Below are 17,179 nucleotides of genomic sequence, written 5' to 3' on the forward strand. Positions count from 1 at the left end.
TTCCGCAAGCTCCGAGTGTCGGGGGATGGCCTCGAGCCTCCAAGACCATCGAATGAAAGCGGCAGAGACATAGCAGTTAAGACGGGCGAGTCAATAAATGGCGGGCCGAATCCGGCGGGGTTGCGGCGATTTTTGACATTTGCTCGCGCGATTGTACAAATGACAAATTTTATGCGGCCGGCACCGATAAAACGCTCATCCACAAGATAGGCCGGCGGACGGGTGGGGGGATTTATTGACGGGCCGTTGGCGAGCTGCATATCCTTTTTGAAATCACAGGATCGGTGCAGAGTGCCGATTCGCGGATCCTGCGCGGGAATCGGAAAGGCATGATGCCCACAGGCAAAACCATGGAAGCAGCGCTGAACGAGCTGAGGCAGGCGATTTCGAGCCTCGAAAACGCCGTCGACATGCGCATCGAGCGGCAGCGCGAGCAAGGGGAGATCGAGGGCGAGGTGCGGCGCGTGCATGCCGACCGCTCCCGGCTGGCGCAGGAGCTCGACCAGGCCGAATTCCGCGCCAATCGGCTGGAAGAGGTCAATCGCGAAGTATCGCGGCGGCTGGTGACGGCCATGGAAACGATCCGCGCGGTTCTGGATCGCTGATGAGAAAGAATATGACATGGCGCAGGTGACGGTAACGATCGACGGCAAGGCCTATCGCATGGCCTGCGAGGAAGGGCAGGAGGATCATCTGACGGATCTTGCCACCCGTTTCGATCGCTATGTCGGCCATCTCAAGGGTCAGTTCGGTGAGATCGGCGATCTCAGGATCACCGTCATGGCCGGCATCATGATCATGGACGAGATTGCCGAGCTGACGCGCCGCATCGCCGGGCTGGAATCCGAGCTGGAGTCGCTGCGCGGCAACCGCGACACGGTGCTTGCGGCGACCGCCCGCACCGAGGAAACGCTGGCGGCAGCGCTCGGCGAGGTGTCGAGCCGCATCCGCGGCATCACCGACAAGCTGAATGGCCGCTCCGCCCCCGAGCTCAATTGACCTCAATTAAATCGGCGCGGGCTGCCGTCGCCACTGGCGCGTCGATGCAAACGCCCTTATATATCGCGATGCGGTCTGCGCCTCTCGACAGGAACCACAATCCCTGGGGCCATACTCGATCCAAAGGGAGCTGTCCCTGGCCAGGCCCGTGGGCCTGGACACACGGTGCCCACCTACGTTTGTAGGCGCCCAGGATCGTAAACATCCATCGGTGGTCGTGGATCGCACTTTCTCTCCATCACCGGCAATGGCAGCAGATCGATAGGCGAACGCGGCGCGCGTCCGCCTTTTTTTAACAGGTGCGACTACTTCTTCTAGCCGGGAAGGGTGACCTGGAAGACCTTGAACATGGTGTCGACGTCGGCGCCGCCTTCCGCCTTGTAGGCTGCGCCCACCTGGAAACCATCCTGCGTCAGGAAGTCGTTGTCATTAATCGACCGGATAGGGGCCTTCGGCGAAAATCTCGTCGTGATAGCCTTTGGAGCCGACGTCGAGCGACAATGGGCTGCGCCATTCGCGATTCTCGCGCAGGCAATCGAGCACGAAGCGGAAATCATAGCGCGGCTGCCAGCCGAGTTCGCGCCGTGCGCGCTCGTTGACGTAGACGCGGTCGAGCGCCGGGAACATCTTCCAGCCGTGTTCGGCATAGAGGCCGCGGGCTCCCGGAAAGAGCCGCTCGACGACCGCAGGGGCGTCGCGCCTGATCTCGGCGAGATCGTCTGGTGAAAACGGCGTGGTGGCCGAGATGATGTAGCGACCGAAGCCAAGTGGACGCGCCCTTTCGAGGGCGAGCAGATGGGCGCCGACCACATCGGCGATATCGACGCGGCGATGGAGCAACTCGTTGGCCTGGGCATTTGCCGGCGAATAGGCGTTGCGAATGTCGGGATCGTCGTCACTTTCGGGAAAGAAACGCGACGTCCTCACAATAACGACCGGCAATGCGAATTTGCGGGCGAAGAGTTCGCACAGACCTTCGGCAGCGAGCTTCGTCACGCCGTAAATGTTCCTCGCGACCGGAAGCACGTCCTCGGTGATCCATGCGGCCGGTTGGCCGGCGGCCGGCGTCAATGCCGCGCCGAAGGTGCTGGTGGTGCTGGTGAAGACGAAACTTGCAACGCGTGCGGCGGCCGCCTCTTCAAGCAGGTTCAGCGTGCCGCCGATATTGGTGTCGACGAAATCCTGATTGCCGTGAGTGGCGACATGCGGCTTGTGCAGCGTGGCGGCATGGATGACGTGGCTGATGCCCGACATCGCCTGTCGGACGAAGGCGCGGTCGCCGATGGAGCCGACCGCGTCGGTGAAATCCGAGGACTTGATGTCGACGCCGCGCACCGATCGGCCTTGCGCCTTCAGGACGCGCATCAGCGCCTCGCCGAGGTGGCCGGCGCTTCCCGTCACCAGTATCGTCATTGCATTTTCTCCAGACCGTTTCCGCGGCGGAGGCTATTAAGACCGGCATTTTCGGACAACGCATAAATTATGCATGGGGGTGCAGGAAAGCTGCAGGCTCGGTGACGGTGGTGACGAGGCGGCCGGCGCTGCCGTCGGAAAGCATGATCCGTTCCCAGGTGACGCGGCCGGCGGCAATCGGCAGGCGCGCATTGCCGTTGGCGCCGGTATCGAATGTCAACGACATGAGCCTGCCCTCACGCCAGCTGCATGCCTCCAGCGATTGTTCGGCGGCGGCGATCTCGGCGGAAGCGTAGGGGAAAAGGGAGCGGCCGAGAAAAGCGCCGATCGGTGCACGCCATTCCGCCTGCCGCGGACGGGAGGCGGATAGCAGCCGGTGGGTGCTGTCGCAGATCAGATGCACAGGCCGGAGGCAGTCCTCGACCAGCCGTTTCAAAGCCGCATCGGCCGCGGCATAGTGCGGCGAGGCGAAAATCCGCTCCAGCTTGACGGTCTGCTCCGATGAGAGGGCAAGTTGATCTCGCTCCCAGCGCGAGACGGTCGCCTGGTTGACGCCGAGGAGTTCGGCGAGGTGTTGCTGCTTCATGCCGCGCAGCAGCCGCATGCGGCGTATGCCGGCCCCCGATATCGTCATCTGTCCCGTCTCTTGTCTTTTGGTCAGCATAGGATTGCGGCCGGCCGGGAGGCAAGGTGGGTGCCCCGGTCATTGTTCCGGCTGGCCTTCGAGATCGCTTCTCAGCCGATCGAGGATCGACAGGGCATGACCGGCATAGGCGCTGATCCAGCGATCGTAAATCTGCTTGATCGGCAGGCTGTTCAGGTGGTTCCAGCGTTCGCGTCCCTCCTTCCTGGCGATGACCAGATCGGCTTCCTCCAGCACTTTCAGATGCTGCATCACCGTGCAGCGGTCCATGTCAGGAAACATCTCGCAAAGCGTCCCTGTGGTGCGGGCGCCATCCTTGAGCCGATCGAGAATCTCGCGGCGGCGGTGATGCGCCAGCGCCTTGAAAACAGGATCGTCGGTTGATTCGCTTGACATGTTATGTTTTTATAACATAATGAGCTCAGGCACAATGGAGAAGAGGAGCAATGCCATGTCTCTCGGAATCCGCATTTCCGGCCGCATCGGCCGTCCCGTCGCAGAGGTGTTCGACGCCGTCGTCAATCCGAAGAAGCTCAGCAGCTATTTCACCACGATCGGCGGGGCGAGCGCTCCGCTCGTTCAAGGCACGACCGTGACCTGGTGGAAGGATGCGCCGGTCGAGGTCGTCGAACTCGTGCCGGAAAGCCGCATCGTGCTTCGCTGGGACGGTGGTACCGGCGAGGACAAGACGACGTACAAGACGCTGGTGGAGATGAATTTCAAACCGCTGGAGGATGGCGGCACGCTGGTGACGATTGCCGAGAACGGCTGGCGCGAGGACGAAGCCGGCCGGCGCGGCACCTATCTCAATTGTGAAGGCTGGACGCAGATGCTTTGCTGCATGAAGGCCTTCGTCGAGTACGGCATCAACCTGCGCGAGGGCATGTTCCTCAGTGAGATGAAGGGTGAACCGGCCAGCGCGCCCGATGAGTGAGGAATGAGCCGGCGTCGGGCTCTTCGGTCCGACGCCATCTCGCCGCGGCGCGATCGTCGCAGGCGCGGATACGGCCGAGACTTCGCTTGCCTGTCACACTGCGGGTGCTAGTTTCCGGAGTCGATACTTCATTTTGGTTTCCAGGAGATTCATATGCAGCTTGGCATGATTGGTTTGGGCCGCATGGGCAACTACATGGTCCAGCGCCTGATGCGGGGCGGTCACGAATGCGTCGTCTATGACGCGAGGCCGGAAAGCGTTGCCGAGCTCGCAGGCCTCGGCGCGATCGGAAGCGCGTCGCTCGATGAATTCGTCTCGAAGCTGCAGCATCCCCGGGCGATCTGGCTGATGCTGCCGGCGGCGATCGTCGACAAGGTGCTTTCGAGCCTGGTGCCGCTGCTTCAGAACGGCGATATCGTCATCGACGGCGGCAATTCCTATTACCACGACGACATCCGCCGCGGCGCCGAGCTCATCACCAAAGGCATCCATTATGTCGATGTCGGCACGAGCGGCGGCGTCTTCGGCCTGGAGCGCGGCTATTGCCTGATGATCGGCGGCGAAAAGGGCACCGTCGCCCATCTTTCGCCGATCTTTGCAACACTCGCCCCCGGCGCCGGCACGACGGAAGCATCGCCGAACCGCACCGCCGAAGCGGCTGCAGTGAGCACCGCGGAACAGGGCTACCTGCATTGCGGCCCGCATGGCGCCGGTCATTTCGTCAAGATGGTCCATAACGGCATCGAATACGGCCTGATGGCCGCCTATGCCGAGGGCATCAACATCCTGAAACACGCCAATATCGGCGCTGCCTCGCATGAGGCCGATGCGGAAACCGCGCCGCTCGCCCATCCCGAACATTTCCAATACGATTTCAATCTGCAGGATGTCGCCGAAGTCTGGCGCCGCGGCAGCGTCATCACCTCGTGGCTGCTCGATCTCACCGCCGATGCGCTGCATGCCGATCCGGCACTTTCGAAGTTTGCCGGTCGTGTCTCGGATAGCGGCGAGGGCCGCTGGACAATCATGGCGGCAATCGACGAAAGCGTGCCGACGCCGGTGCTGAGTGCGGCTCTCTACGGCCGCTTCTCCTCGCGCGACAATGACGAATTCGCCAACAAGGTTCTGTCGGCGATGCGCGCCGGCTTCGGCGGCCACGTGGAAAAGCCGGCGCCGAAATCTTGAAGGGGCCGAGGCTGAATCCTGTTCTAAATTAACTGTTAGAGCATGACGTCGTTCGAAAACCGCTCACATTTTTCGGCGTCATGCCTAGCCATTGGTATGGTTTTCCTGCCGCTTGCTGGCGGCTACGGTCACGAGTATCCATTGCGGAAAGGGAAATGTCGGGGCTGCTTCCATCCAAGCGGCCGACACTCCATTGGAGGGCGGTCATGGGACGTGTCACGGCGGCGGGCTTGAAAGCCGCCATATTCGGCATCTTGGCATGCGTTGCGCTTTTCTCTGCGTCGCCCGGCTTTTCCCAAACGCCTGCGCAAGCGCCGGCTGCAAATACCCCGCCGGCGCAGGTGCGTGAGATGATGCAGCTCATGCAGGCGCCGGAGGTCAAGCAGTGGATGGCGACGCAGATGGCGGCACCCTCTGCGGCCGATTCGGCGACCCAGAACCAGATGTCGGTCCTCTCAGGCCTGCTGCAGCATGCCCGCCGGCATGTCTCGATGGTGTCCGACGCGGCGATGATCTTGCCCTCGCAGATCGGCAATGCGTCCTCGCTGTTTTTCGGCGAAGTCGCCGCCACCGGCTGGAGTCGAATGATCGCGCAATTCCTGGCGATCTTCCTGCTCGGGGCCATCGTCGAAAGCATGGCCCGCTATGCCTTTCGCCGTCGCCGCCGGCGTCTGGCTCAGATGGCGGGCATGCATCTGACGCCGCGCGTCGTGCCGGCTCTCATTTTCGCCGCGGCAACCATGCTCGCGCTTTTCAGTCTCAGTTGGCCGCCGCTCAGCCAGAGCGTGGCGATCCTCTGCGCCGTCGCGCTCATCGTCCAGCGTTTCACGATTTGCCTGGGCGGCGTCTTGGTCGATCTCATCGGGCTGGCGCGGGCCGAGGAAGAGCGGCAAGGCGTGACCGTGCCGACCATGCCGTCGCGCGCCGTCGCGCTCTTCTGGTATCGCCGCTCTGCGATCTTCGTCATCTATTTCATGCTTGGCTGGGCGGCCATCCAGTCGATGGAGCCGCTCGGCTTTTCCCCGAGCGCCCGGCTCTTCGTCGGCTATATCCTCGGCATCGGGCTGCTGCTGATCGCGATCGAAGCTGTCTGGTCGCGGCCGCAGAAGGACGAGAAGCGCGGTCATGGGATGTCCTGGGCGCTCAGCGTTTATTTCCTGTTGCTCTGGGGGCTGTGGGTCACCGGGTTCAACTGGCTGCTCTGGCTCGGCATCTATGTGCTGATGCTGCCGCGGGTGCTCGCCGTCTCGACGATTGCGGTGAAATCGTTGCAGCAGACCGAGGCAAGCTTCCTTGCCACGCGCCGCATTGCCGCCGTATTGCTCGATCGCGGCGTGCGGGCGCTGATTATCGGATTCGCGGCCATCTGGCTCGGCCAACTGCTCGGCGTCGGCGCCGACACGATGGCGGCCGGCGACAAAATTGTCGATAAGATCGCCCGCGGCGTCATCGGGGGAATCGTTATCCTGCTTGCTGCCGATCTGCTCTGGCACGTCGTCAAAGCCTATATCGACGGCAAGCTGCTCGGCTCGCCCTTGGACGGCGGCGCGACGGACGAGGAGAAGGCCAAACATGCACGGTTTCAGACGCTGCTGCCGATTTTCCGCAATATCCTTGCCGTGGTCATCGCCGTCATTGCGGTTCTCATGGTGCTCTCGGGCCTCGGCATCGAGATCGGGCCATTGATTGCCGGCGCCGGCGTCGTCGGCGTTGCTGTCGGTTTCGGCGCCCAGACGATCGTCAAGGACGTCATCAGCGGCATGTTCTATCTCTGGGACGATGCCTTCCGCGTCGGCGAATATATCGAAAGCGGCAGTCACAAGGGCGTCGTCGAGGCCTTCAGCCTGCGCTCGGTGAAACTCCGGCATCATCGCGGTCCGCTGACGACCGTGCCGTTCGGCGAACTTGGCGCGGTGAAGAACCTCAATCGCGATTGGACGATCGACAAGATCAGCCTCAACGTCACATACGACACCGATCTCGTCAAAGCGAAGAAGGTGATCAAGCAGATCGGTCAGACGTTGCTCGAAAACCCCGAATTCGGCCCGCACATCATCGAGACGCTGAAGATGAAGGGCGTCGAGCAGTTCGGCGAATTCGCGATCGAGATCCGCCTGTCGATGATGACGAAGCCTGGCGAACAGTTCGTTATCCGCCGCAATGCACTGGCGATGATCCGCAATGCCTTCAAGGAAAACGGCATCGAATTCGCCGTGCCGACGGTGCAGGTGGCCAGCGATCGTGCAGTGGACGTGGATGCCGCCGCGGCGCGCTATGCTGCGCATGCGCGGGCCGGCGGTGAGCCGGCCACCTGACGTCTCACATCGCCGCAGCGGCTGCGGTGAGCAGACCGCCGATAATGGCCATGTTGCTTTTCCAACTGCTGACGGCGCTGTCGCGGGCTGTCCCTTCCATGTCCCAGAAATTCAGCAGCATCACGGAGGCGGCAAGCGTGAAGATGATGAGGCCGAACGCTGCCGCGGCGACGAAGAGACCCAGCATCAGCAGGAGGCCGGCAGCAATTTGAAAGGCGCTGCCGGACAGCAGCACCCATTTCGCAAAAGGTATGCCGCGGGCTTCGATGGCGTCGGTTATCGGCACGATGACAAAAAAATGATGGATGCCACCGGCAACGAAAACGCCGCCGAGCAGCAATCTGCCGAGGACAAGGATCATGAAGGCCAGGTCATCCTGCATGTCTAATCCTTCTCTCGCGTCTCAAATCTTCGTCATGACCGCAAGCTCTTCGCAAGCTTACGAAAAAGCAATGTAGCAATACAGTTTGCCTGCCCACTTTCGCCCCATTTGAGGATGATTGAGGCGCAGGCGGCGGGGCTGGGGCAGCGGCGGCATGGCTTCATAGAGCTTCCATGCCTGTCATGTTACGTCTTCGAAAAATGATTCCCGCCGAATTTGAAAATTGCGCAGGTACGAGATGTCGGGTCACGGCAATTTGGAAGAGATGGAAGCGACGGACGGGTTTTCTTTTCGCGCGCTTTTCAGACGGTACAGGACGCCACTGACGGCAGCCGCGACACTCGTTGTCTTCTGCCTCGTCGGTTATGCGATCATGCAGCTGACCAACGAGGTTCGCTATGATGATGTCGTCGGTGCGCTGGCGGCGACCAGGCCGAGCGCGATCCTGCTCGCGCTGCTCTTCACGGCCCTCAGTTTCCTCTCGCTGGTCTTCTATGACCTCAATGCCATCGAATATATCGGCAAGAGGCTGCCCTTTCCGCATGTGGCGCTGACGGCTTTCAGCGCCTATGCAGTCGGTAATACAGCCGGTTTCGGGGCGCTTTCGGGCGGTGCGATCCGCTATCGCGCCTATACGCGCCTCGGCCTCTCGCCGGAAGATATCGGCCGCATCATCGCCTTCGTCACGCTTTCCTTCGGTCTCGGGCTCGCGGCTGTCGCGTCGATCGCCCTCATTATCATCGCCAGCGAGATCGGGCCGCTGATCGGTGTCAGCGCGTTCCTTCTCCGGCTGATTGCCGGCTCGATCATCGCCATTCTCGGGGCTGTCATGATCATCGGCCGCGAAGGCCGCGTGCTCGACCTCGGTGCGGTGGCGATCCGCTTGCCGGATTCACGCACCTGGTCGCGCCAATTCCTGGTGACGGCCTTCGATATCGCCGCCTCGGCGTCGGTGCTCTATGTGCTCTTGCCGCAGACGGCGATCGGCTGGCCGGCCTTCCTGGCCGTCTATGCGATCGCCGTCGGTCTCGGCGTGCTCAGCCACGTTCCGGCCGGGCTCGGCGTGTTCGAGACCGTGATCATCGCCTCGCTCGGCAGCGCGGTGAATATCGACGCGGTGCTGGGATCGCTGGTGCTCTATCGGCTGATCTATCATGTATTGCCGCTGTTGATTGCCGTGCTCGCGGTCTCCGCGACGGAGCTGCGCCGTTTTGTCGATCACCCGGCCGCCTCCAGCGTCCGGCGCATCGGCGGACGGCTGATGCCGCAGCTGCTGTCGACCTTGGCTCTGCTGCTCGGTGTCATGCTGGTGTTTTCGAGCGTCACACCGACGCCGGATCAGAATCTGGAATTTCTGTCCAACTATCTGCCGCTGCCGATGGTCGAAGGCGCGCACTTCCTCTCCAGCCTTCTCGGGCTGGCGCTGGTGGTCGCCGCGCGCGGCCTTGGTCAGAGGCTCGACGGCGCCTGGTGGGTGGCGGTGTTCTCGGCCGTTGCGGCATTGACCTTGTCGCTCTTGAAGGCGATTGCGCTGGTCGAAGCCGCTTTTCTCGCCTTCCTCATCTTCGGGCTCTTCGTCAGCCGCCGGCTCTTTACCCGCCATGCGTCGCTGCTCAACCAGGCAATGACGGCATCCTGGCTGATGGCGATCGCCGTCATCGTCGTCGGCGCCGTGGTCATCCTGCTCTTCGTCTATCGCGATGTCGAATACAGCAACCAGCTCTGGTGGCAGTTCGAATTCACCGCCGAGGCGCCGCGGGGACTGCGCGCCCTGCTTGGCATCACCATCATCTCGTCGGCCATTGCCATTTTCAGCCTGCTGCGGCCGGCGGCCTTCCGGCCGGAGCCGGCGACGGAGGAGGCGCTGGCGCGTGCCGTCGACATCGTCAGGAAGCAGGGCAATGCCGACGCCAATCTGGTGCGGATGGGCGACAAGAGCATCATGTTTTCGGAGAAAAGCGACGCCTTCATCATGTACGGCCGGCAGGGCCGCTCATGGATCGCGCTCTTCGATCCGGTTGGCGATCATCGTGCCGTGCAGGAACTCGTCTGGCGCTTCGTCGAGGCGGCGCGGGCGGCGGGCTGCCGCGCCGTTTTTTACCAGATCTCGCCGGCCTTGCTTTCCCATTGCGCCGATGCCGGCCTGCGTGCCTTCAAGCTCGGCGAACTGGCGGTGGCCGATCTCAGGACCTTCGAGATGAAGGGCGGTAAATGGGCAAATCTCCGGCAGACTGCGAGCCGGGCGCAGCGCGACGGGCTGGAGTTTGCCGTTATCGAACCGCAGGATGTGCCCGTGGTCATCGATGATCTCGCCGCGGTTTCCTCGGCCTGGCTCGAGCACCACAACGCCAAGGAAAAGGGCTTCTCGCTCGGCGCCTTCGATCCCGATTATGTCTCCTCTCAACCGGTCGGCATTCTGAAGAAGGACGGCAAGATCGTTGCCTTTGCCAATATCCTCGTCACCGAATCCCGGGAGGAGGGCACAATCGATCTCATGCGTTTCTCGCCGGATGCGCCGAAGGGCTCGATGGACTTTCTCTTCGTGCAGATCATGGAATATCTGCGCGGTCAGGGTTTCACCCACTTCAATCTCGGCATGGCGCCTCTCTCCGGCATGTCGAAACGCGAGGCGGCACCCGTCTGGGACCGCATCGGCAGCACCGTCTTCGAGCACGGTGAGCGCTTCTATAACTTCAAAGGCCTTCGGGCATTCAAATCCAAGTTTCATCCGCACTGGCAACCGCGCTATCTTGCGGTCTCCGGAGGGGGCAATCCGATGATCGCGTTGATGGACGCGACGTTTCTGATCGGGGGCGGGTTGAAAGGGGTAGTGAGAAAATGATCAGGACAATCCTTCTTGCCACGGCATGCGCCTGCATGCTCGCGGCCGCACCGGCTAATGCCGCCGAGGAAACCACGCAGAGCTTCGAAAGCGGGCTGATCCCCTCGCCACACATCTTCCTGCCGGAAGGGGAGGTGAAGGGCACGGTGATGCTGATCTCGGATGCTGCCGGCTGGGGCGATTACGAGAAGGGCGAGGCCGACAGGCTGGTCGCCGAAGGCGCCGTCGTCATCGGCGTCGACTTTCCTTCCTATGTCCAGGCGCTCAGCCGCTACGATGTCAGCCTCAATGACGGCTGCCTCTACATGGTCTCGGATATCGAATCGCTGAGCCAGCAGGTGCAGCGCGCGACCGGCAACAACGCCTATCATCTGCCGATCGTCGCCGGCATCGGCGAGGGCGGGGCCCTGGCGCTGGCGATCGCGGCGCAGACGCCGGACGCGACGATCGGTCAGACGCTCGCCGTCGACCCGAAAGCCGGCATTCCGCTGACCAAGGAGCTTTGCACGCCGGCGTCCAAGCAGGCCGTCGGCGAACGCATGGTCTACGGGCTGAGCGACGGCGCTCTGCCGGATCCCGTTATAACAGTGTTTACGCCCGACGCCGACAAGGACGGCCGGGCGCATGCCGAAGCGCTGAAGAAAGTCCATTCCGCGATCGAGATCCGCGATTCCACCGACGACGCGCAGACGGTCTTTGCCGATACGCTCGATGATCTCGTCACCGCCTCCGGCGCCTTCGGCAATCCGCTCGGCCTGCCGCTGGCGATCCTCGAGGCCACCCCCACCCTCGATACGATGGCGGTGATCTATTCCGGCGACGGCGGCTGGCGAGACATCGACAAGGAGGTGGGCGGCACCCTGCAGAAGGAAGGCATTCCCGTTGTCGGCGTCGATTCGCTTCATTATTTCTGGTCGGAGCGCAAGCCGGAGGAGACCGCCAGCGACCTTTCGAAGATTATCGATTTCTACCGCAAACAGTGGAAGGTGAAGCATGTGCTGCTCGTCGGTTATTCCTTCGGCGCCGACGTCGTGCCTGCGACCTACCAGTTGTTGAAGCCGGCCGAGAAGTCTGCGGTGGCGCAATTGTCGCTGCTGTCGCTCTCGCACGAAGTCGACTACGTCATCTCCGTTCTCGGCTGGCTCGGCCAGAAGACGGAAGGGGCGGGAGGCGATCCGGTCGCCGATTTGAAGAACGTCGATCCCAAACTCGTGCAATGCGTCTACGGCAAGGACGATGACGACGACGTCGCCTGTCCGGCGCTAAAGGACAGCGGCGCCGAGGTCATCGAGTTGCCCGGCGATCATCACTTCGATGAGAATTACGACCTTCTCACCAAGACGATCATCGACGGGCTGAAGAGGCGGCTGCGGAACTAACGTATCAGTTTTTCCTCGCTCCAGCCGAGTTCGCCGAGTTCCTTGCCGCGAAACCGTGCATCATCGGCGACGATGAATTCGTCGAGCTGCGGCGGGGCGACGCTGGTGCCGGCAAGCATGGCATGCACCTGGCCGCGATGGTGGGTCTGGTGCTGGAAGAGGTGAGCCAGCACGTCCTCCATGCGCTCCTCCTGGATGCGGTCGCCGCGATGGAGTTTGACGATGGAGACGAGTTTCTCCGGGGTCAGAGCCTCGCAGAGCGCCGTCAGGCGCTGATCGACCGCCGCTTGCGCAGCGCCGAGCGATGCTATGTCATCGAAGGGCTCTTCGACCTCGAAGGCTTGGTAGCCAAGCGTGCCACCTTCCAAGCCATCGACATAGAACCAGTCGACGGTGATGATGTGGTTCAAGGTTTCCTTGATCGACGGGAAGAAGCTCGTGCGCGGCGCTTCGAATTCGCCGGGCTTCAAGGCCGCGCAGGCGTGAAGCAGGCGGCGGTTGGCAAGGGCGTTGTTATAGGCAAGTTTGCGAAACGCCCGAACGGGATCGAAGGTCGGCATCGAGACATCTCCTCTTCTGCGTTGCGGCCATACGCATGACGTTACGACGTCAGTTCTTTTCGTCGAGATTGCCGTCGCGCCAGACGAGGTGACGGGGTGCTGCCGGCAGGTTCTCGATGTCATCAGCGATGAAATAGGGCGGGATGTCGAGCGCGGTCAGGGCCTCGCGCGTCGCCCGCACCCATTTGAACTCGAGATGGTTGTCGCCGTCCTCGACCCGATGGATGATTTCGTGCGGCTGAAAGGGGAATTCGGGCGGGATCTCCATCAGATAATAGAGGCCGAGTTCATGCCAGTCGCGCTGCTCATAGTGGAAAAAATTCTCGACGACCCAGAGCAGGCGGTCGACGGTGACCTCGACGCCGAGTTCCTCCACCATCTCCCGTTTCAGCGTCTCCTCCGACGTCTCGCCGATTTCCGCCCTGCCGCCGGGAAAAGTCCAGAAGGGCTCGTGCACGGCGCGATGGACGAGCACATGGCCATCGCGAAAACCAAGGCCGGCGATGCGATAGTTGAAACGCTCGGCCCCCGCGGTCAGGCGGATGAGGGTACGCTTGCTCATGACATTCTTATCCGAGATCGATGACGACGATTTCCGGCGGTACGCCGAAGCGGACCGGCGCGATGGAGCAGCCGAGGCCGCCGGACACGATGATATTGCGCCCGTCCTCGACGATGTGGCCATAGGCGTAGCGATTGCCGTAACGCGAGGGGACGATCGGCGAACGGCCGAGGAAACGGATCTGCCCGCCATGGGTGTGACCGGACAGCGTCAGCGAGACGCGCTCGGGCACCCGCGGAAAGATATCGGGCTCATGGGCGAGCAGGATGACGGGCGCATCGTCGGTCACCTGCGCCATCGTTCCATCGAGGTCGTCGAGGCCGAGCATGCGCGTGCGGCCCCATTTCCTGCCGGGCAGCAGTGCCAGCTGGTCTTCGAGGCCCGCGAGCCAGAAGCCGCGGCCATCCTTTTCGAGCCGAACGGCGCGGTTGCCGTAGACCGGGATGCCGACGTCGGCAAGCGCTCGGTGCCCGAATGTTTCCATCCCGCCGTTCTTCTGGGCGGTTCTGTCCTCCCACCAGTCATGATTGCCCATGATCGCATGGACGCCGAGAGGGGCCCGCAGGGTGGCCAGCGCCTTCGACCATCGGCTCGAATGCACGTACTGCGTCACCATGTTCATGCCCGAGGCATAATCGCCGAGCAGCACGGTCACATCGCCTTCGAGCTCGTTGGCCCTGTGGCAGATCGCGGTAATGCGGCTTTCCGACATCCAGGGCTCGCAGGCGTGGATATCGGCGAGCGCGACGACGCGGAGCTTCAGCCCCGGTGTCCATCCCGGTGGCGTCAGCCGGTGACGGGCGATGCCGAGCCGCACCAGCGGTTCATAGGCGAAGGCGTAACCACCAAGCGACATGATGCCCGCGATACCACCGCCGAGAACCTTGAAAAATCCGCGGCGGGAGATCACTCAGTTATCCTCCTGGAACAGCCGGAACTGCGCAGCCTCCATGTCCTTGGGCGGTTGCATTCCGAGATGTTTCCACGCGATTGCGGTCAGAACACGGCCGCGCGGCGTGCGCTGAATGAAACCTTGCTGGATCATGTAAGGCTCAATGATATCCTCGATTGCATCGCGCGGCTCGGAAAGGCCGGCGGCAATGGTTTCGATGCCGACCGGGCCGCCGCCAAAATTGACGGCGATCATGTTGAGGTAACGTTTGTCGAGCTGATCGAAGCCGACATTGTCGACGAGCAGGCGGGTCAGCGCCTCGTCGGCAATCTCGCGGGTGACGGCTTCCGCCCTTGCCACCTCGGCGAAGTCGCGCACGCGCCGCAGCAGCCGGCCGGCGATGCGTGGCGTGCCGCGGGCGCGTCTGGCGATCTCGCGGGCGCCTTCTTCGGTGATCGGCAGGTTCATCAGCCGCGCGCCGCGGCGCACGATCAGTTCCAGCTCCTCGACGGTATAGAAGCTCAGGCGCACCGGGATGCCGAAGCGATCGCGCAGCGGCGTCGTCAACAGGCCGAGGCGGGTGGTCGCCGCCACCAGCGTGAATTTCGACAAGTCGATCTTCACCGAGCGGGCGGCAGGGCCTTCGCCGATGATGAGGTCGAGCTGGAAATCCTCCATGGCCGGATAAAGGATTTCTTCGACGGCCGGATTGAGACGATGGATTTCGTCGATAAAGAGCACGTCGCGTTCTTCGAGGTTGGTGAGGAGGGCGGCGAGGTCGCCGGCCTTGGCAATGACAGGCCCCGACGTCGAGCGGAAATTGACGCCGAGCTCCTTCGCCATGATCTGCGCCAGCGTCGTCTTGCCGAGGCCGGGCGGGCCGACGAAGAGCACGTGGTCCAGCGCCTCGCCGCGGTTCTTCGCCGCTTCGATGAAGATCTTGAGATTAGCGCGCGCCTCCGCCTGGCCGGTGAACTCGTCCAGCGATTGCGGGCGCAGCGTGACGTCAAGGTCTTCGCCCCGCTTTTCCGGCGATATCAGGCGGGCGGGTTCGCTCATGAAAGAAGTTCCGTTCCAGGTATGGTTTTTGCAGCTTGGGCGTCAAATGTCTTGGTTGTCACGCAACCGGCGTCACGGTTGCGAAGAGCGATGAAGACATCGGCAAATTCGGCATTCGTCCGCACCATGATTCCGAGCGCCTCCTCGACCACTCTTTCATCTTCAAGGATCAGATCCGCTGAGTCCAACAAATCCGAAATCGCCTCCACGATCTGTTCTCTCTTCAGCTTGATCCGTTGCCGCAGGAACCACGTGCATTCCATCAGCGTGATGCAGCTAATATAGCCAGGTGCCGTATCGGAGAGGTTCTCGAACAGCGCTATGACTTTCTCTGTCTGGGCGGCATCATCCTTCAGGAGGAAGCGCAGCAGGATATTGGTGTCGAGGCCGATCATCCTGCTATATTCACATGAGCGGCGATGGCTTCTCCGATAGCCTCGTCCATTTCCTTTAAAGTGATCGTCCGCCGATTTGGATCGTGAAACTTGCCTGCAAGGTCAATGGCGCGCTTGTTCTTGGCCTTCATGATGATTTCGCCATCGCGATTGATGTAGCGGATCCTGTCACCGGACTTCAGATTCAGCAATTCACGAACTTCCGCCGGAATTGTTGTCTGGCCCTTCGATGTCATTGTACCGTAGTAGATATTCATCCGGATCTCCTTACCATTCAAGCTTAGTAAGGAGTTGCGATATATTCAAGGAGGTCACCGCGTCCCCAGTTCCTTCAATCCCAACCTGATCAGCTTAGCGCTGTCTGCGCCTTCGCCGGCCGTCTTCATCGCCGCAGCAACGGCATTTGCCGCCTGGTCTCTGCTGTAGCCGAGGTTGGTCAGCGCGGAAACCGCGTCGGCCACGGGTGCGGCGGCGACGCCTTCGCCGAGTTCCTGCTTGAGGGCGATATTGATCGCTTCCCCGGCAAAGGCGGGAGCCCGGTTCTTGAGCTCGGTGACGAGGCGCATCGCCACTTTCGGGCCGACGCCCGGTGCGCGGGAAACGGCGGCGCGGTCCTGCAGGGCAATCGCATTGGCGAGTTCGCCCGGCGTCAAGGTCGAGAGCACGGCAAGCGCCACCTTGGCGCCGACCCCCTGGACGCTTTGGAGCAGGTTGAACCATTCCCGCTCCAATGCGGTCATGAAGCCGAAGAGCTTCAACTGGTCCTCACGCACATAGGTCTCGATGAACAGCACGCAGGCCTCGCCGGCCGAGCCGAGCTTGGACAGGGTGCGGGCGGAGCAGTAAGCGACGTAGCAGACGCCGTGCACATCGACGAGCACATAATCTTCGCCGATCTCGTCTATGGTGCCTTTCAGCTTGCCGATCATGGGTCGTGGTCTCTCAAGGATGCGTTTCGGGCGTGATAAGTTCCACGGAGGGGAAATAAGACCTGTATCCGCTGGGATCCCGGGTCAAAATTCTATAGCCCCGGATCGCCGCATGGGCGCCGATGAGGAAATCGGGCGGTAGCCGTTCGCGTCCGCCACCGTCGCGACGGTACAGCCGAAAGGCTTGAGCCGCGGCAAAAGCCGCCGGCCAAGGCAGATTCTCGCGGCGGAATTCATCCTGGGGAAGCAGGTGCTCGACTTCATCCACATCGCCGTAGCGGACGGAAAATTCGGAATAGATGATCGGGTTTATGAGCACTGGCCCCGCTTTGAAGACATCGAGCATCTTCTGACGCGACCAGCCATGCCAGTCCGAGCTGACCACGGCCAGGTCGACAAGGATGTTTGTATCGACAAGCGTCGCCATCAGCGATCACGGGTCAGCGACATGAGGTCTTCGGCATCGATGTCCTGATCACCGGTTCCTTCGAGACGACGGATCGCCTGCAGGAAACGGTCGAGCCGACCTCGATCCTCGATCTCCTGCTTGCCATTCTTCGGCGAGAGAACGAGCTTGCCGCCCTCGATCGAGAAGATGACCTCGCTGTTGGTCTCGATGCCGGCAAGCTCCCGGAGGTCGCGAGGGATGGTGACCTGGCCTTTGGACGTGACGCGCATCTTATTGCTCCT

Annotated in this window: 20 protein-coding genes and 1 other RNA gene; 8 read left to right on the top strand and 13 right to left on the bottom strand. The window is 62.0% G+C overall.

Annotated features, from left to right (window positions below; translation table 11 throughout):
- Positions 1 to 329 precede the first annotated feature (329 nt).
- From CO671_RS01275 to ssrS, 3 genes are all read left to right on the top strand, one after another.
- Positions 330 to 605, top strand: coding sequence for a DUF4164 domain-containing protein (locus CO671_RS01275; RefSeq protein WP_009994078.1), 276 nt, complete (start codon positions 330 to 332; stop codon positions 603 to 605).
- Between the two features lie 16 nt (positions 606 to 621).
- Positions 622 to 999 (top strand): cell division protein ZapA, encoded by a 378-nt coding sequence (locus tag CO671_RS01280; RefSeq protein ID WP_004673378.1) that lies wholly within the window; start codon positions 622 to 624, stop codon positions 997 to 999.
- A gap of 69 nt (positions 1,000 to 1,068) precedes the next feature.
- Positions 1,069 to 1,227: non-coding RNA, 6S RNA (gene ssrS, locus CO671_RS01285), on the top strand.
- 201 nt (positions 1,228 to 1,428) lie between these two features.
- Here ssrS and CO671_RS01290 read toward each other — a convergent pair.
- From CO671_RS01290 to CO671_RS01300, 3 genes are all read right to left on the bottom strand, one after another.
- The gene (locus tag CO671_RS01290) at positions 1,429 to 2,412 is read right to left on the bottom strand and encodes an NAD(P)-dependent oxidoreductase (protein WP_097604002.1); all 984 of its coding nucleotides are present in this window, start codon (positions 2,410 to 2,412) and stop codon (positions 1,429 to 1,431) included.
- Positions 2,413 to 2,479: 67 nt separating this feature from the next.
- Entirely contained in the window at positions 2,480 to 3,046 is a 567-nt protein-coding gene (locus tag CO671_RS01295) for a helix-turn-helix transcriptional regulator (RefSeq protein ID WP_097604084.1), read from the bottom strand.
- Positions 3,047 to 3,115: 69 nt separating this feature from the next.
- Complete coding sequence (locus CO671_RS01300) at positions 3,116 to 3,451, bottom strand: metalloregulator ArsR/SmtB family transcription factor (protein ID WP_097604003.1); 336 nt, start codon at positions 3,449 to 3,451, stop codon at positions 3,116 to 3,118.
- 55 nt (positions 3,452 to 3,506) lie between these two features.
- On the opposite strand from CO671_RS01300, the gene CO671_RS01305 reads away from it, so the two are divergent.
- The 3 genes from CO671_RS01305 to CO671_RS01315 all read left to right on the top strand — a co-directional run bounded on the left by CO671_RS01305 (position 3,507) and on the right by CO671_RS01315 (position 7,489).
- Positions 3,507 to 3,989 (top strand): SRPBCC domain-containing protein, encoded by a 483-nt coding sequence (locus CO671_RS01305; protein ID WP_097604004.1) that lies wholly within the window; start codon positions 3,507 to 3,509, stop codon positions 3,987 to 3,989.
- A 153-nt stretch (positions 3,990 to 4,142) separates the two neighbouring features.
- Positions 4,143 to 5,174 carry a phosphogluconate dehydrogenase (NAD(+)-dependent, decarboxylating) gene (gnd, locus tag CO671_RS01310; protein ID WP_097604005.1) on the top strand — a complete coding sequence of 344 codons (1,032 nt, stop codon included), beginning with the start codon at positions 4,143 to 4,145 and terminating at the stop codon, positions 5,172 to 5,174.
- 206 nt (positions 5,175 to 5,380) lie between these two features.
- Positions 5,381 to 7,489, top strand: a complete 2,109-nt coding sequence (locus CO671_RS01315) for a mechanosensitive ion channel family protein (RefSeq protein WP_097604006.1) — start codon at positions 5,381 to 5,383, stop codon at positions 7,487 to 7,489.
- A gap of 4 nt (positions 7,490 to 7,493) precedes the next feature.
- On the opposite strand, the gene CO671_RS01320 is transcribed toward CO671_RS01315, so the two are convergent.
- Positions 7,494 to 7,871, bottom strand: a complete 378-nt coding sequence (locus tag CO671_RS01320; RefSeq protein ID WP_097604007.1) for a DoxX family membrane protein — start codon at positions 7,869 to 7,871, stop codon at positions 7,494 to 7,496.
- A gap of 238 nt (positions 7,872 to 8,109) precedes the next feature.
- Here CO671_RS01320 and mprF point away from each other — a divergent pair, with 238 nt between their 5' ends.
- Positions 8,110 to 10,713: a bifunctional lysylphosphatidylglycerol flippase/synthetase MprF gene (gene mprF / locus CO671_RS01325; RefSeq protein ID WP_097604008.1), complete on the top strand. Its 2,604-nt coding sequence runs from the start codon at positions 8,110 to 8,112 to the stop codon at positions 10,711 to 10,713.
- Entirely contained in the window at positions 10,710 to 12,092 is a 1,383-nt protein-coding gene (locus tag CO671_RS01330) for an AcvB/VirJ family lysyl-phosphatidylglycerol hydrolase (protein WP_097604009.1), read from the top strand. Before mprF ends, CO671_RS01330 begins: the two co-directional genes overlap by 4 nt.
- Here CO671_RS01330 and CO671_RS01335 read toward each other — a convergent pair.
- Genes CO671_RS01335 through CO671_RS01375 form a run of 9 tightly spaced genes read right to left on the bottom strand, consistent with a single transcriptional unit; the run spans position 12,089 to position 17,167 of the window.
- Positions 12,089 to 12,652, bottom strand: a complete 564-nt coding sequence (locus tag CO671_RS01335) for a DinB family protein (protein WP_097583753.1) — start codon at positions 12,650 to 12,652, stop codon at positions 12,089 to 12,091. The two genes, CO671_RS01330 and CO671_RS01335, sit on opposite strands and share 4 nt — an antisense overlap.
- Positions 12,653 to 12,701: 49 nt before the next feature.
- A complete protein-coding gene (locus tag CO671_RS01340; protein WP_097604010.1) occupies positions 12,702 to 13,214 on the bottom strand; it encodes an NUDIX hydrolase in 513 nt (170 codons plus the stop codon).
- 7 nt (positions 13,215 to 13,221) lie between these two features.
- Positions 13,222 to 14,124 carry a metallophosphoesterase gene (locus CO671_RS01345; protein WP_097604011.1) on the bottom strand — a complete coding sequence of 301 codons (903 nt, stop codon included), beginning with the start codon at positions 14,122 to 14,124 and terminating at the stop codon, positions 13,222 to 13,224.
- Positions 14,125 to 15,165: a Holliday junction branch migration DNA helicase RuvB gene (gene ruvB / locus CO671_RS01350; RefSeq protein ID WP_064683337.1), complete on the bottom strand. Its 1,041-nt coding sequence runs from the start codon at positions 15,163 to 15,165 to the stop codon at positions 14,125 to 14,127.
- On the bottom strand, positions 15,162 to 15,560 hold the full coding sequence (locus CO671_RS01355; RefSeq protein ID WP_097604012.1) for a type II toxin-antitoxin system VapC family toxin: 399 nt from the start codon (positions 15,558 to 15,560) through the stop codon (positions 15,162 to 15,164). Before CO671_RS01355 ends, ruvB begins: the two co-directional genes overlap by 4 nt.
- Entirely contained in the window at positions 15,557 to 15,817 is a 261-nt protein-coding gene (locus CO671_RS01360; RefSeq protein WP_097604013.1) for a type II toxin-antitoxin system PrlF family antitoxin, read from the bottom strand. Before CO671_RS01360 ends, CO671_RS01355 begins: the two co-directional genes overlap by 4 nt.
- Before the next feature lie 54 nt (positions 15,818 to 15,871).
- On the bottom strand, positions 15,872 to 16,489 hold the full coding sequence (gene ruvA, locus CO671_RS01365; protein WP_097604014.1) for a Holliday junction branch migration protein RuvA: 618 nt from the start codon (positions 16,487 to 16,489) through the stop codon (positions 15,872 to 15,874).
- Between the two features lie 13 nt (positions 16,490 to 16,502).
- Positions 16,503 to 16,916: a type II toxin-antitoxin system VapC family toxin gene (locus CO671_RS01370; protein WP_097604015.1), complete on the bottom strand. Its 414-nt coding sequence runs from the start codon at positions 16,914 to 16,916 to the stop codon at positions 16,503 to 16,505.
- Positions 16,916 to 17,167 carry an AbrB/MazE/SpoVT family DNA-binding domain-containing protein gene (locus CO671_RS01375; protein ID WP_097604016.1) on the bottom strand — a complete coding sequence of 84 codons (252 nt, stop codon included), beginning with the start codon at positions 17,165 to 17,167 and terminating at the stop codon, positions 16,916 to 16,918. The genes CO671_RS01370 and CO671_RS01375 overlap by 1 nt, the downstream gene beginning before the upstream one ends.
- Positions 17,168 to 17,179: the final 12 nt, after the last annotated feature.

It is taken from the genome of Rhizobium sp. M10 (assembly GCF_002531955.1).
Classification (GTDB): domain Bacteria; phylum Pseudomonadota; class Alphaproteobacteria; order Rhizobiales; family Rhizobiaceae; genus Rhizobium; species Rhizobium etli_C.